We start from the raw sequence: 15,362 nt of genomic DNA, 5'->3' as shown, positions 1-15,362 counted from the left end.
TTTAGTAAAGAAAGGTAATGAGTGATGGATATATTTTTAGCAATTTTACCAGCTATATTTTGGGGGAGTATTGTGTTATTTAACGTAAAACTGGGCGGGGGACCGTATAGTCAAACGCTTGGAACAACGTTTGGAGCACTTATTTTCTCAATTGTTGTTTATATTTTTATGAAGCCAGTATTAACACCTACTGTGATTGGGGTTGGAGTTGTGTCAGGTTTATTTTGGGCGCTTGGTCAGGCGAATCAATTGAAAAGTATTGATTTAATGGGCGTTTCGAGGACGATGCCAATTTCAACAGGACTTCAATTAGTTGCGACGACTTTATTTGGCGTTATCGTATTTCATGAATGGTCCACGACAATATCGGTCGTCCTTGGGATTTTAGCGCTCGTTTGTATTATTGTCGGTGTTATTTTAACATCACTTCAAAGTGAAGAAGAAAAGAATGCAGAGCAAGCAGCAAATTTTAAAAGAGGTATCATAATTTTATTAATTTCAACAGTCGGTTATTTAGTTTACGTAGTAGTGATTAGACTATTTAACGTAGATGGTTGGTCAGCTTTATTACCACAAGCAGTTGGTATGGTATTAGGAGGGATTTTGCTTACCTTTAAACATCATCCATTCAATAAATATGCAATCCGAAATATTATTCCAGGATTAATTTGGGCAGCTGGAAATATGTTTTTATTCATTTCGCAGCCGCGTGTTGGAGTCGCAACAAGTTTCTCGCTATCGCAAATGGGGATTATTATTTCCACGCTTGGTGGGATCCTTATATTAGGTGAAAAGAAAACGAAACGCCAATTAACGGGTATCGTTGTCGGTATCGTTTTTATTATTGCAGCCGGAATTATGTTAGGTATAGCAAAAAGTTAAAGGAGGTATTGAAATGTATAGTGATTTAGAAGGAAAAGTGGTCGTTATTACAGGATCAGCAACTGGTCTTGGTAGGGCGATGGGAGTAAGGTTTGCTAAGGAAAAAGCGAAAGTGGTTATTAATTATCGCTCACGAGAATCAGAAGCAAATGATGTGTTAGAAGAAATTAAAAAGGTAGGCGGAGAAGCGATTGCTGTAAAAGGTGATGTAACCGTCGAATCAGATGTTGTGAATCTCATTCAATCTGCTGTGAAAGAATTTGGTACGCTCGACGTTATGATTAATAATGCAGGGATAGAAAATGCAGTACCATCGCATGAAATGCCACTTGAAGATTGGAATAAAGTAATCAATACAAATTTAACAGGTGCTTTCTTAGGAAGTAGAGAAGCGATTAAATATTTTGTAGAACATGACATTAAAGGGTCTGTCATTAATATGTCTAGTGTTCATGAGAAAATTCCGTGGCCACTATTTGTGCACTATGCAGCGAGTAAGGGTGGCATTAAACTGATGACAGAAACGTTAGCGCTAGAATATGCGCCAAAAGGTATTCGAGTAAATAATATAGGACCAGGTGCAATTAATACGCCGATCAATGCAGAAAAATTTGCTGATCCTAAAAAACGTGCTGACGTAGAAAGTATGATACCGATGGGCTACATTGGAAAACCAGAAGAAATTGCAGCAGTAGCAACTTGGCTCGCTTCTTCAGAGGCGAGTTATGTAACGGGCATTACGCTATTTGCAGATGGTGGAATGACGTTATATCCATCGTTTCAAGCTGGGCGTGGGTAATATAAAAGGACGAAGAGATAAAACTCTTCGTCCTTTTTTTACAAAAAAAATAGCGGCCAGCTATTTTAAATTTAGTGATTAATTGTATCTTGAAGAAATTCTGTTGCTTGATGTTCAGTAACATTTTGTACGAGCGCGACTTCGCTGATCATCATTTTTCGTGCATTATCTAGCATTTGTTTTTCGCTCGCATTTAATGTTCTCTCTTTATTACGGCGAAGTAAATCACGAACCACTTCTGCGCTATCTTGTAAATTGCCATTTTTCATTTTTTCCATATTCATTGTATATCTTTGTTTCCATGAGAGTGATGGGTCTGACTCCCCGTTTTGAAATTCAAGAAGTATATCATCTAACGTACCTCGATCAACGATATAACGAATACCCGATTTTTTTAATTGTTCCATCGGAAGCATTACTTGCATATCTTTACTAATGATGCGTATCACACAATATTGACGTGAAGTACCTAATATTTCTTTCTCTTCAATTGCTTCGATAATTCCTGCACCGTGCATTGGATAAACGATTTTATCACCAATTTGAAACAAATCATCCACCTCCATATGTGGTAACCACTTTTAATGATAGCATACGTATGTAAAAATGTCAAATTTTATATAATAACATAATATTTATATTCGAGTCAATAAGATAAAGTGCTTTTTTATGTTTTTTTTGGGACCTTATTTATAGTGATTTTTTTAGAAAAATAGTACAGGTGAAGAAAGAAGGCATATCCACTTATTTTTAAGCATAAAATGTAAAAGCGCTAATACAATATACCTAAATCCGTTCTTTGCAAAGGAGGGAGAGAAGGTGGGGCGCACAATAAAAATTGATATTACAAATAAAGTTGTAGCTAAATTTAGACCAAATTATTTGGAATTATATACGAGTAAATTTATGATAGGTAAGTTTTATGTCTATACTGAAGATAAAGAATATGTGTTAGAAGACGGATATATATATGAGAATGGAAAGTTTTATCGCATCATAGATACGCACCGTGGCAATAATCAAGCGGCGGAGGGCTGCGATCTAGGACGGTGTTAACATGATTCGTGTGAAAGTATTTGATGAAAGTCACGAAAAAGACTTAGAAGACGCTGTAAATGTTTTTTTGAAAAAGATTGATGATAGCAACTTTGTAGATATTAAATATCAAGTTGGTGTTTCCATTAACGACGATGAAAACCAAATTTATTGTTTTTCAGCAATGATCGTTTATAAAGCATAAAAAAGAGCTGGCTCACCCAGCTCTTTTTTATGTTTTATGTTGGGACAACATGTGTCGGTAATACGTTCATAATAGATTGGGGTGTGCCTAATTTCTTTGTCGTTAAAAGAGGCTCCCCTGTTTCATGATTTTGGGCATCTTTACACATACCAAGGTGATAACGATCACCTAAAAATGGATCAATATAAAAACCGTTTTTAAATACTTTATCATTCGGATGTTTTTCATGGTGAATATCAGAGCAGTTAATGCAATAGAACATAGCGTTCAACCCCTTTTTATTTTGTTTGAAAAAAGTGAGTCGGTAGTCATTTCGCTCCTAAGGAAATGTTGAGGAGAAGAGAAATAACTACCTACTCAAATGGTGGGCATATTCCTTCTGATTTGTCATATCTCGCGTATTGTCCCTGAGGGAAGGAGGAGAGACGAAGTACGCATGATATAAGTAAGGCGTTTCTTTCAATATGAATGATGGAGTTTCATGTTGAGAGAAGTTTTTATTTTGTATTGCCTTTGTGAGTATATTATGAGGAAATGCTAAGAGGGTGTTTGTCCTGTTGAAAAAATGTTGAGAATTTCTCAACAGTAAAAGAATTAGCGTTGACATGAAACCAAAAGGTGTTATATTATCGAAGTGAAACCAAAAGGTGTTATGTTATAACGCCGAGTAAAGGAGAATGAAAATGGAACAACAAAATACATTAAATGATATTAAACAAACAATCATTTTTAACGCGTCTCTTCAAAAGGTATGGAGTGTAGTATCAACTGCAGAAGGGATTGCGTCATGGTTTATGCCAAATGATTTTGTATTAGAGGTAGGGCATGAATTTCATGTGCAATCGCCATTTGGGCCATCACCATGTAAAGTGTTAGAAATTGATGAGCCAAACCATTTATCTTTCTCATGGGATACAGATGGCTGGGTTGTTTCATTTAATTTGAAAGACTTAGGAGATAACAAAACGGAATTTACGTTAATTCACGGCGGCTGGAAACATCCTGATGAAATTCTTCCGAAAGCGAATGCGAAGAGCTCTATTATTCGCGATAGAATGAGCGGTGGTTGGGTAGCGATTGTAAATGAAAAACTGAAAAAGGTTGTCGAAGACTAAGTGTCCTCGTCAGCAGCGAAATATGATGTATTTCAAGCAATTGCTGATCCAACCCGCCGAGAAGTAATACGGTTATTAAGTGACAAAGAGTTACCGATTTCCAAAATAACGGATTATTTTCCGATGAGTCGTACTGCGGTTGTAAAGCACCTTCATATTCTTTCGGAAGCGAATTTAGTAAGTGGAAGAAAAAGCGGAAGAGAGAAGATATATCGTTTGCATCCAGAACCATTAGAAGAATTACAACAGTGGCTCTCGTATTATGAACGTTTTTGGGATAATAAATTATCCATGCTGAAACATATTGTGGAGAATGAAGAATAAAAAAAGGATGACCAAAATGGTCATCCTTTTTATTGTTGCTCACTTGTTTGTGTAGCTGGCTTTAATAAAAGCCAAGCAATAATTAATGTAAATACTGCTAATACGAAAGTGCTCATATAAATGACATGTACGCTTGATGCTAATGCGGATTGTGATTCGGTTACTACGTTTGCTGTAGTACCGCCATGTCCACCAGATACAAGATCAAGATTTTTAATACCACGTGCGTGAATCATCGTATTAAAGATTGTACCGAATATTGCAGCACCTAACGTTTGACTAAATGTATTAATAAATGTATTTAAACCAACAGCTGTCCCGCGTGTATGAGCTGGCACGGCTGCTTGAATTGTTACCATGTAAATCGGTGTCACAAGCCCCATTCCTAAGCCGAATAATCCGACTGCTACATAAATAAGGAACGATGGTGAATTTGTTGATAGTGTAAATAATAAGAACGTAGCAACTGATAAGATGCTAGCTCCAAGTAAAATAATTTGTTTCGTTTTTAACTTACCAACTAAGTTACCCGAGAACATAGCCCCAAATGTCCACATAACAGGAATTGGCATTAAAATGAGTCCAGCTTCTGTTGCATTTTTTCCTAAAACACCCTGGCTCCAAATTGGAAGATACACAGTAATACTAATAATCATTGCGCCAGCAATAAGAGTTAATATATTTATCGTAGATAATGTACGGTTAGAGAAAAGTGCTAGCGGAATTAATGGTTCCGGAGATTTTTTCTCGATGAATAAGAAAATAATAAATGAAACGACGGCGAAGATTAATAGGCCGATAATTGTTATGTCTCCCCAGTTTTGCTTACTGCTACCTGTTAATAATGCATATAGTAGAGCGATTGTACTTAATGAGAAGACTGTCGCACCAAGATAGTCGATATGGTGTTTAGCGGGCTTAATAGATTCTTTGTAGTAAATTACAATCATTAAGCAAGCGATAATTCCGAATGGGACGTTTAAGAAGAAAATATAACGCCAAGAAAGGGAATCAACTAAAAATCCACCTACTAACGGTCCGATAACACCGGATACACCCCAAACGGCACTCATCCAACCTTGTGCTTTCGCGCGGTCTTTCGCTTCGCTATATAAGTCTCCAATAATCGTCATTGTGATTGGCATAACAGCACCAGCACCGATACCTTGAAGCGCGCGGAAGAAAATTAATTGTTCCATCGATGTAACGACTCCGCAAAGTGCAGAACCGACTAAAAAGATTGTAGCCCCGATCAGTAAAACCTTTTTACGACCGAATAAATCAGCGAGCTTTCCGTATATTGGAGTCGAAACAGCTGTTGCAAGCATATAAATTGCATATACCCAACTAACAAGTTCGACGCCTGACAAATCACTCGTTATACGAGGGATTGCTGTACTAACAATCGTTCCTTCTACCGCAGAAAGAAACGTCATTAACATTAAAGACATCATGACTTTTTTTCTCATTTGTTTTCCCCTTACCCTTTTTTAAATATTCAACAATATAAAATATAAAGGTACTAAGGTATATAAAGCAACAAAAAAGCAATGGAAAGTTACATGGAGCAGATGTTTGTCGCTTCTTGTCGGTAAGTCGATATATTTGAGAAATCGCCGATAAATTTGGAAAATCGCCGATATAATTACAGAATCGCTGATATATCTGTGGAATCGCCGATAATGATTTCATGGCAATATTAAAAAGAAACAGGAATCCCTGTTTCTTTTTTTAATATTGCATTTTCGCGTTTTCTCCAGCTGTCGTTCCAGCGATTCTACCAGTAACAAGGGCTGATGTAATATTGTAGCCACCAGTATAACCGTGAATATCAAGAACTTCTCCGCAGAAATATAAGCCGTTCGTGAATTTAGAAGACATTTCTTTCGGATTAATTTCTTTCACGGATACACCTCCGCCAGTAACGAATGCTTTTTCAATTGACTGCGTACCATTTACATTCACAGTAAACTCTTTAAAGTCTTTCACAAGTGCACGAATCTTTTCGTGAGAAACTTGTCCAGCTTGTTCACTACCGTCAATTTCATTTTTTTCTAATAAGAATAGGAAGTAACGTTCAGGGACATAACCTTTTAAAACGTTTTTAATTCCTTTTTTCGGATCTTCTTTCATTTGTTTCAGCATGCGCTGAAATAATTGCTCACTATTTTCCTCTGGCAATGCATCAATACTCATTTGTATTGTGTTCGTTTTAAACTTTTTCAGTGCTTTCACGACGAATTGACTACAACGAAGAGCAGCAGGACCAGATAGGCCAAAATGAGTGAAGAGCATGTCCATTTTGTGAGAAATGATAGTTTTTCCTTTCGGGTTTAATACGCTTAAGTTTATATCACGTAAAGCAAGACCTTGTAATGAGCGATCACGTATAAACGGCTCGTTTGAAAGAATAGGTACTTCTGTTGGGAATAATTCTGTAATTGTATGACCTGCTTTTTCAGCCCAAGCGTATCCGTCTCCAGTGGAACCAGTTTGAGGAACGGATTTTCCGCCAACAGCGATAACGACGTGATTTGTTTCTAACACTTCGCCTGTTTGCAGTACAACTGCTTTCGTTTGACCATTTTCATATTCAATCGTTTCAACAGGCGTATTTGTACGGATTTTTACACCTAAGTCTTTTAATCGTGTTAAAAGTGCGTCTACAACAGATTGTGCTTTGTTTGACACAGGGAACATGCGACCGTGGTCTTCTTCTTTCAATTTAACACCAAGATTTTCGAAGAATGTAATAATATCTTCATTATTAAAAATAGAAAAAGCGCTGTATAAGAAGCGACCGTTTCCTGGTATATGTTTAACAATTTCATCAAGTGGTAGACGGTTTGTTACGTTGCAGCGTCCGCCACCAGAAATCGCAAGTTTACGCCCAAGTTTATTTCCTTTATCAAGAAGCAAGACATTTGCGCCTTCTTCTGCAGCACCAATTGCAGCCATTAGACCAGAAGGACCGCCGCCGATGACAATAACATCATAATGCATAATATATCGACCTCATTTTCTACATTTCCTGCCTAAAAGAATAGCATGTTTTCCCTTAAAAGAAAAATAGAGTGAAGTACTGCTTAATGAGAGAATTGTGGTACAATACAAAAGTTAGAGTTCAGCACTATCCTGCTATTTGTAGGCGATAAGACTAAAACCTCAAGATTTAGGAGAAGTAAATAGGGAGTCTGTTAGCCTGTAAATGCTCGAATGGTTCAACTAATAAGGAGTAGGAGAGAAGTCTCCAACTAATTGTAGTTTCACTTTATCCCGCTATTTGTGGGCGGTAAAATTCGGCTGGATCAAAGAATTTAGTAGGAGCCATACTGCCTGTAAACGCTCGATTGGTGAGGGTTAATAATTAGTGGGGATGAACAAAACTCCAACTAATTATAGTTTCACTTTATGTAGATGTAGGAGGATTTTTGTATGTCCGATTCGAAATTTCTGCGCGGAACGCTTATTGTTACGCTAGGGACATTTTTAGTAAAGTTCTTAGGCATGATTTACGTCTTTCCGTTTCATGCATTAGTAGGCACAGAAGGCGGAACGCTCTATACATATGGATACATTCCATATACGATCTTTTTAAGTATCGCAACGGCAGGTGTGCCGCTTGCTGTTTCAAAATTTGTTTCCAAATATAATGCGCTTGGCGATTATAAAACGAGCCGGAGAATGTTCCGCTCGGGAATGGTTATGATGATAGTAACAGGAGTTCTTTCGTTCCTAGTACTGTACATGACGGCGCCATTGTTTGCAGAAGCGATGCTTGGTAAACAAAGTATACACAATAATGTAGGAGAAGTTACGACGATCATTCGTCTTGTAAGTTTCGCACTTATTGTTGTACCAGCAGCGAGTTTAATTCGTGGTTATTTCCAAGGTCACCAGTCTATGGGACCAACTACCGTTTCACAAATTATTGAACAAATTATTCGTATCGTCTTTTTATTAGCTGGTAGTTTTATCGTTATTAAAGTACTTGGCGGTACAGTTGCAACAGCAGTTGGAGTAGCGACGTTTGCTGCGTTCGTTTCAGCGGTTGGAGCACTCGGTGTGTTAATTTGGTACTGGTTAAAACGTAAAAAATATTTGGATCAATATTTAATTGAACAAACTGTACCAGAATCAACAGTAAGTACCGTTCAGTTGTTTAAAGAGTTATTCGCATATGCGATTCCTTACGTTGTAATTGGGTTAACAATTCCTTTATATCAACAAATTGATACATTGACATTTAACTCAATTATGCAGGCGATTGGTCAAGGTGATATCGCAGAGCGAGCGCTTGGTATTTTCACAATGTGGACGCATAAGTTAATTATGATTCCTGTATCACTTGCAACAGCGTTTAGTTTAACGCTTGTACCAGCAATTACAAAATCATTTACTGAAAAACAATACCGCTATTTGAAATTACAAATTACACAAACATTCCAAGCAAATATGTTTTTAACATTGCCAGCAGTTATCGGTATTTCAACACTTGCATATCCAATTTACACTGCTTTCTATGACTCAGATCCATTAGGTGGACAAGTATTAATGTGGTATGCACCAGTTGCATTGTTATTTGCTTTATTTACAGTAACAGCGGCAATTCTTCAAGGGATTAATCAGCAAAAGCATGCGATTGTCGCGCTTATTATGGGTGTTATTTTGAAATTTGTATGTAACGTAATCTTTATTCGTTATTTCGGTACAGTAGGAGCAATTCTAGCGACCGCAGTTGGTTTCTTAGCTTCTGTTTGGTATACAAATCGACAAATTAAAAAATACGCACACTATTCATTCGGTGTTGTATATAAAAGAACATTCCAAATTGCAGTACTGACACTTATAATGGTCGTTGCTGTAAAACTATCACAATGGCTTCTATCCTTCATGATTTCGCCTGATGGCCGTATTGGTGCTCTTATAACAGTTGCGATTTGTGCAGGTATTGGCGGTCTTGTTTACGGATTGTTAGCAATTCGCACAGGAGTACTTGAAAGAGTATTTGGCGGAGAAGCATTAGATAAAATTCAACGTAAACTTGGTAGTAGATTTAAAATAAAGTTGAAATCAAGAGGGGCGTAATTACGTCCCCTTTTCTATGATAAATAAAGAAGGTGAAAAACGTGAGATTAGATAAATTATTAGCGAATATGGGATATGGAAGTAGAAAAGAAGTAAAGAAATTATTGAAAGATGGCGTTGTGAAAATTGATGGAACGCCAGTAAAAGATGCGAAAGTTCATGTAAATGTAGAAGAGCAAGAAGTTATGATTCACGGTGAAGTTGTGGAATACAAAGAGTTTGTTTACTTAATGATGCATAAACCACAAGGTGTTATTTCAGCGACGGAAGATGATAATCATGAAACAGTAATAGATTTATTAGAATTAGAAGATGCAATCTTTGATCCGTTCCCAGTTGGACGACTTGATATCGATACGGAAGGTTTCTTATTGATAACAAATGATGGGAAGTTATCACATCAATTATTATCTCCGAAAAAGCATGTGCCGAAAAAATATTATGCACACGTTGCAGGAGTAGTAACAGAAGAGGATGTAAAAGAGTTTGCTAAAGGTGTTATTTTAGACGATGGCTATGAAACAAAGCCAGGTGCGCTTACAATATTGAAAAGCGATGATATTTCTGAAATTGAGCTTGTGATTACGGAAGGAAAATTCCATCAAGTGAAGCGTATGTTTGAAGCGGTAGGGAAAAAAGTAGTCTACCTAAAAAGAACGGAGATGGGTCCGTTAGTATTAGATGAAGAACTAGAACTTGGACAATACCGAGAGCTAACAGATGAAGAAGTAGAAATGTTAAGAACATATCAAGTAGATACTGAAAAGTAGTACCTTTATAGGTGCAGAAAAAACCCCTTTCTAATAGTTAGAAAGGGGTATGTATTTATTTACATACAATTATTTTTCGTTATGAGGTCATTCTCACTTTCTTTCCTGTTGTTGTCCACTTACCGCGGCAAGGGCTATACACGAGTTCATTAAACTGCAACACATTTAGATCACGTTGTATCGTTCGCGGTGTGATCCCGAACTCATCTACAAGGTCTTTCGTCGTTACCGTTCCGTTTTCATTGATGTACATATAAATTGATTTAATGCGTGTTAGCATACGAGTAGTTGTAGGTTTCAAGAGAAAACCACTCCTCTACTAGTTTTTTTGACCCCATTCAGGAAAGAAGGTCGTTACTACCATTGTACTCTACATGATAAAATTCATGCTTTAATCTACTTAAATTTTACAAAAGTTTAACAAATATTTATATAGAAAAATATTGGTAGTTGACATTGTATATATGGTCAGTCAACTAACACATAAAATTCTACGTAAAACGCCAAATTCCTGCAAATTTTTTTGAAAAAATAAAAGAAAAACTAATAAGAAATGTCTGAAATATTACAATTGTTCGGTATTTAGTTTTCGTGTATGGCATAAGGGATTTCGGTTTGCTATGATGAAAGAGATAATATAGTGAAGGATGGATGCGTGATGTCAGCGATTAATTGGACTGAAGAAGTTGCAAAACGAAAAGATGATTTAATTCGTGATACACAACAATTTTTACAAATTAAAAGTGTATGGGAAGAAGAATCCGCGAAAGAAGGCGCACCATTCGGTGAAGGTGTAGAAAAAGCGCTATCTTTCATGTTACATAAAGGAGAAGCTGAAGGTTTTGCTTCTAAAAATTTAGAAGGATATGCAGGTCATCTTGAAATGGGACAAGGAGAAGAGTTAGTAGGTATTCTTTGTCACGTTGATGTTGTACCAGAAGGAGATGGCTGGACGACTCCTGCGTATAGTGCGGATATTCGCGACGGAAAGATTTTTGCACGTGGTGCAATTGACGATAAAGGCCCAACGATGGCAGCATATTATGCGATGAAAATTGTGAAAGAATTAGGCTTACCTCTTTCAAAACGTGTTCGTATGATTATAGGAACAGATGAGGAAAGCAATTGGAAATGTGTAGATCACTACTTTAAAAACGAAGAAATGCCAACAATCGGTTTTGCACCAGATGCAGACTTTCCAATTATTAATGCAGAAAAAGGAATTTCTGATATACAAGTTGTGCAAAATGATAGTGAAGAGAAAAAAGGTACATATGAACTTGTTTCATTTGATTCAGGGCGCCGTTTAAATATGGTTCCTGATTTTGCAGAAGCGGTTATTACAGGAGAAGATGTAAATGCACTTACAGTAGCATATGAAGAGTATTTACAAACTGCTAAAAAAATAGGGAAATCGACTATAGAAGGCAATACAGTGACGTTGCAAATAGAAGGAATTTCAGCGCACGGATCTACTCCTGAAAAAGGAGAAAATGCAGGTTTATTATTAGCAAACTTCTTAACTACAGTTTCACTTGATGGAAAAGCAACTGCATTTGCGACATTTGCAACAGAAACATTTACTGGTGATATTTTTGGTGAAAAAGCTACTATTGCTTATAAAGATGAAATTAGCGGTCCATTAACAGTGAATGTTGGTCGCCTTTCTTATACGAAAGAGAATGGTGGTAATTTAGGATTAAACGTACGTTACCCAGTTACGACTAACTTTGAAGAAATGATTGCAAAGTTAAAAGAATATGTAGGTACGTATGGATTTGCAGTAGTAGACTATTCTAACTCTCGTCCGCATCACGTTGATAAAGATCACGAGTTAATTCGTACGTTGCAACGTGTATATGAGGAACAAACAGGTGAAAAAGCTGAATTGTTAGCAATCGGCGGAGGTACTTATGCTCGCTCATTAAAAGCTGGTGTGGCATTTGGACCGCTATTCCCTGGAAAAGAAGAACTTGCGCATCAAAAAGATGAGTACATTGAAATTGAAGACTTATTAAAAGCAACAGCAATTTATGCGCAAGCAATTCATGAACTAGCGAAGTAAAGTGAAACTTTAATCGCCGATATATGAATAATGACCGCTCTCTACTTTAGAGGGCGGCTTCTTTTTAATTGAATGAGATAAGAAAGAAAAGAAACAATAGAAAGAAGGAGACGGTGTACATGGATAGGCATTATTTTGTCGCAATTACTTTACCAAATCATATAAAAGAAGTGCTGTCTAACTATAAAGAGGATACGAATGAGGAATTACCATTTCGCTCGTGGGTACATAAGGAAGATTATCATATTACCCTTTCCTTTTTAGGAGGTGCGACAGAAGAACAGTTAAAAGGGATAAAGAATGGATTACAAACACTTACAAAAACAAAAGAACTATCGTTCACGTTACAAGGTTTTTCAACGTTTGGTAGAGAAGATCAGCCCCGTATTTTTTGGGCGAAGGTAAGTGAGAATCACGATTTGTTTCAGTTGCAAAAGCAAGTACATGCCATTTGTGAAGAAAATGGATTTTCTCTAGAAACACGCCCATATCATCCGCATATTACTGTTGCTCGTAAATGGATAGGAGAAGAAAAGTTTCATTTAGAAAGTATAAAAGAAGTCCCTGAAATATCATTTCAAGCAGATACAATTACTTTATACGAATCCCACGTGAAAGAAACCCCGAAGTATAAATCGATTGTTGAAATAAAATTACAAAAATAGAATGGTGAAAACGTTTTTTATGCAGGTGAATATACTATAGAGAAGAATGGAGTTACTGTATAGAGTCTTGTTGATAAGAAAAGCCTTATCATTTGCAGCTCATTTTATCTCGCTCATTAAAGTTTCACTTTATTTTAACTTTGAGAATGATGGTGATTTTTTTATGTTGAAAGTAAAACGTCCATTTGATGCCTATTTAGATGAAATGAATAAAATTACAATTTTGCTCCCACATGCGTATGGAACAAGTCGGACATTTCGTTTGCAAGAAGGAAGTAATGTGAAAGATTTACCGATTGCTCATACGATTGCGCTTCCAGATGCAACGAAGTATGAGTGCTTTATAGAAGAGCCGCTAGATGTGGGAAAGTATTATACAGTACGAGATGAACGGAATGAAGAAACGGATTTACAAATAGGTGCTGTTATTCGAACAACAATTTTCGATGAAAAGTATTATTACGAAGGTACAGATTTAGGTGCTGTGTATCAAAAAGAAGAAACGACATTTAAAGTATGGGCCCCAACTGCAAGGCTTGCGAAAGTAAGAATTTATAAGAGCGATAAAGAATATGCCGATCATGAAATGTACAGGGGAGAAAACGGAGTTTGGATTCAAACATTACAAGGTGATTTAGACGGAGCGCGCTATACATTTCTTGTTTGTATTAATTTAATATGGAACGAAGCTGTAGATCCTTATGCAAAGTCGGTGACGGTAAACGGAAAACACGGTGTTGTTATCGATTTAGAAAAAACGAATGTAACAAGAAGAGAAGGATTACCACCATTACAATCAATGACAGATGCCATATTGTATGAACTGCATATTCGTGATGCGACTATACATCAAAATAGTGGAGTGATTCAAAAGGGAACATATAAAGGATTGATGGAAGAGGGAACAACAGGACGGAACGGGACTTTAACAGGGTTGTCTCATATAAAAGATTTAGGTGTTACACATGTTGAACTATTACCGTTATATTGTTTCGGTGGTGTAGATGAGGCGAATCCTTCATCTGCCTATAATTGGGGGTATAATCCATTATATTACAATGCACCAACAGGATTTTATGCTACAAATCCCTCTGATCCGTATAACAGGATAGTAGAGTGTAAACAGTTGATCGAGACATTTCATGAGCATGGCATTAGGGTAATTATAGATGTTGTATATAATCATGTTTATGAAAGAGAGCTATCATCATTTGAAAAGCTTGTTCCAGGATACTATTTTCGTCATGGTGAAGATGGTATGCCTTCTAATGGGACGGGAGTCGGAAATGATATAGCATCTGAACGGAAAATGATGAGGAAATTCATTGTAGAGTCTATTTTATATTGGCTTACTGAATACAATGTCGATGGATTCCGATTCGACTTAATGGGAATTTTAGATGTTGATACAATGAATATGATAGAAAAAGAAGTGCGAAACATAAAACGAGATGCTTTGTTATTAGGAGAAGGATGGGATTTACAAACACCGCTTCCTCGTGAGGAAAAAGCAACGTTAAATAATGCGAAGAAAATGCCACATATGGCGCAGTTTAATGATCAATTTCGTGATGGGATAAAAGGGAGTACATTTCATATAAATAAGCGTGGTTTTGCATTTGGTGGGCATGTAGACTGTAATCATTTGCAGTATATTGCAGCAGGAAGTCTTTTAAGTATGAAAGAAACAGGGCTGTTTCTAGAGCCGGCACAAAGCATTAACTATGTAGAATGTCATGATAATATGACGATGTGGGATAAACTAGTGCGCAGTAATGAAGAATCAGAAGCGATTTTGAAAAAACGTCACCTGCTAGCGAGCGCAATGGTTATTTTTTCACAAGGTATTCCTTTCTTACATGCAGGACAAGAGTTTTATCGTACGAAGAAAGGAAATGAAAATAGCTATAATGCAAATGATGAGATCAATCAATTAGATTGGGATCAAAAAGAGAAAGAAATAGAGACCGTTAACTATATAAAAGGTTTAATTGCGATTCGTAAAGAGCATGGGGCATTCCGATTACAAAACGCAGACCTTATAAAAAAACATATGACTTTTTTACAAACATCTACAGAAGTACTTGCATATCACCTAGAGCATGCAGAATCGTTTGGGCCGTGGAAAGAGATTGTCGTTTTATTTAATAGCGGTTTAGAAGCTAAAACTGTGCAACTTCCGAAAGAAGAAACGTGGCATGTGATAGTAGACGAAAAGCAAGCGAAAATAGAGCCAATTTCTTCATTTAGAGGAAAGGAACTTAGGCTCGCTCCAATTAGCACGTATATATTGACGATAATGTGACAAATCGCTACTTGACGATGAGAATGTAATAAATGTAGAATTGACAAAGGTGACGATTTTGATAAGTTGTCATTCTATGACAGGTTTTGTAAAATAAAATAGAGAATTT

General features: G+C 36.7%; 16 protein-coding genes. 11 read left to right on the top strand and 5 right to left on the bottom strand.

The features are described 5' to 3' along the window. Positions 1-24: 24 nt before the first annotated feature. Positions 25-882 (top strand): glucose uptake protein GlcU, encoded by an 858-nt coding sequence (gene glcU, locus OXT04_RS11630; protein ID WP_000350865.1) that lies wholly within the window; start codon positions 25-27, stop codon positions 880-882. 13 nt (positions 883-895) lie between these two features. Further along, positions 896-1,681, top strand: coding sequence for a glucose 1-dehydrogenase (locus OXT04_RS11625; protein ID WP_000286698.1), 786 nt, complete (start codon positions 896-898; stop codon positions 1,679-1,681). 71 nt (positions 1,682-1,752) lie between these two features. Here OXT04_RS11625 and OXT04_RS11620 read toward each other — a convergent pair whose 3' ends face one another. Then, on the bottom strand, positions 1,753-2,247 hold the full coding sequence (locus tag OXT04_RS11620; protein ID WP_000451446.1) for a CarD family transcriptional regulator: 495 nt from the start codon (positions 2,245-2,247) through the stop codon (positions 1,753-1,755). Between the two features lie 253 nt (positions 2,248-2,500). Here OXT04_RS11620 and OXT04_RS11615 point away from each other — a divergent pair, with 253 nt between their 5' ends. Together OXT04_RS11615 and OXT04_RS11610 are read left to right on the top strand one after the other, a co-directional pair. Further along, a complete protein-coding gene (locus OXT04_RS11615; protein ID WP_000533803.1) occupies positions 2,501-2,737 on the top strand; it encodes a DUF2553 family protein in 237 nt (78 codons plus the stop codon). A gap of 1 nt (position 2,738) precedes the next feature. After that, entirely contained in the window at positions 2,739-2,921 is a 183-nt protein-coding gene (locus OXT04_RS11610; protein ID WP_000621751.1) for a sporulation protein Cse60, read from the top strand. Positions 2,922-2,955: 34 nt separating this feature from the next. Here the strand turns inward: OXT04_RS11610 and OXT04_RS11605 are convergent, their stop codons facing one another. Next, a complete protein-coding gene (locus tag OXT04_RS11605; protein ID WP_000498988.1) occupies positions 2,956-3,183 on the bottom strand; it encodes a DUF3973 domain-containing protein in 228 nt (75 codons plus the stop codon). 421 nt (positions 3,184-3,604) lie between these two features. On the opposite strand from OXT04_RS11605, the gene OXT04_RS11600 reads away from it, so the two are divergent. Continuing rightward, the gene (locus OXT04_RS11600; RefSeq protein WP_267414726.1) at positions 3,605-4,036 is read left to right on the top strand and encodes an SRPBCC family protein; all 432 of its coding nucleotides are present in this window, start codon (positions 3,605-3,607) and stop codon (positions 4,034-4,036) included. Continuing rightward, on the top strand, positions 4,037-4,360 hold the full coding sequence (locus OXT04_RS11595; RefSeq protein ID WP_016512230.1) for an ArsR/SmtB family transcription factor: 324 nt from the start codon (positions 4,037-4,039) through the stop codon (positions 4,358-4,360). It begins immediately after the preceding gene. 29 nt (positions 4,361-4,389) lie between these two features. Here the strand turns inward: OXT04_RS11595 and OXT04_RS11590 are convergent, their stop codons facing one another. Further along, entirely contained in the window at positions 4,390-5,829 is a 1,440-nt protein-coding gene (locus tag OXT04_RS11590) for an MDR family MFS transporter (RefSeq protein ID WP_001228030.1), read from the bottom strand. A gap of 262 nt (positions 5,830-6,091) precedes the next feature. After that, positions 6,092-7,363 carry a BaiN/RdsA family NAD(P)/FAD-dependent oxidoreductase gene (locus OXT04_RS11585; RefSeq protein ID WP_098390724.1) on the bottom strand — a complete coding sequence of 424 codons (1,272 nt, stop codon included), beginning with the start codon at positions 7,361-7,363 and terminating at the stop codon, positions 6,092-6,094. 432 nt (positions 7,364-7,795) lie between these two features. Between OXT04_RS11585 and OXT04_RS11580 the strand changes: the two genes are divergently transcribed. Together OXT04_RS11580 and OXT04_RS11575 are read left to right on the top strand one after the other, a co-directional pair. Continuing rightward, positions 7,796-9,448 (top strand): putative polysaccharide biosynthesis protein, encoded by a 1,653-nt coding sequence (locus OXT04_RS11580; RefSeq protein WP_001284026.1) that lies wholly within the window; start codon positions 7,796-7,798, stop codon positions 9,446-9,448. A 41-nt stretch (positions 9,449-9,489) separates the two neighbouring features. Then, positions 9,490-10,218 (top strand): pseudouridine synthase, encoded by a 729-nt coding sequence (locus OXT04_RS11575; RefSeq protein WP_001234948.1) that lies wholly within the window; start codon positions 9,490-9,492, stop codon positions 10,216-10,218. 79 nt (positions 10,219-10,297) lie between these two features. Here OXT04_RS11575 and OXT04_RS11570 read toward each other — a convergent pair whose 3' ends face one another. Then, complete coding sequence (locus OXT04_RS11570) at positions 10,298-10,519, bottom strand: DeoR family transcriptional regulator (protein ID WP_000805512.1); 222 nt, start codon at positions 10,517-10,519, stop codon at positions 10,298-10,300. 357 nt (positions 10,520-10,876) lie between these two features. On the opposite strand from OXT04_RS11570, the gene pepV reads away from it, so the two are divergent. The 3 genes from pepV to pulA all read left to right on the top strand — a co-directional run bounded on the left by pepV (position 10,877) and on the right by pulA (position 15,253). Next, on the top strand, positions 10,877-12,283 hold the full coding sequence (pepV, locus tag OXT04_RS11565; RefSeq protein WP_001274229.1) for a dipeptidase PepV: 1,407 nt from the start codon (positions 10,877-10,879) through the stop codon (positions 12,281-12,283). Positions 12,284-12,402: 119 nt separating this feature from the next. Then, complete coding sequence (gene thpR, locus OXT04_RS11560) at positions 12,403-12,948, top strand: RNA 2',3'-cyclic phosphodiesterase (protein ID WP_267414711.1); 546 nt, start codon at positions 12,403-12,405, stop codon at positions 12,946-12,948. 163 nt (positions 12,949-13,111) lie between these two features. After that, a complete protein-coding gene (gene pulA / locus OXT04_RS11555) occupies positions 13,112-15,253 on the top strand; it encodes a type I pullulanase (protein WP_000921759.1) in 2,142 nt (713 codons plus the stop codon). Positions 15,254-15,362 lie beyond the last annotated feature (109 nt).

Source organism: Bacillus sp. GC_Bacil_1, assembly GCF_026540675.1.
GTDB classification, from domain to species: domain Bacteria; phylum Bacillota; class Bacilli; order Bacillales; family Bacillaceae_G; genus Bacillus_A; species Bacillus_A cereus.
This window is presented reverse-complemented; position numbering and strand designations above follow the sequence as displayed.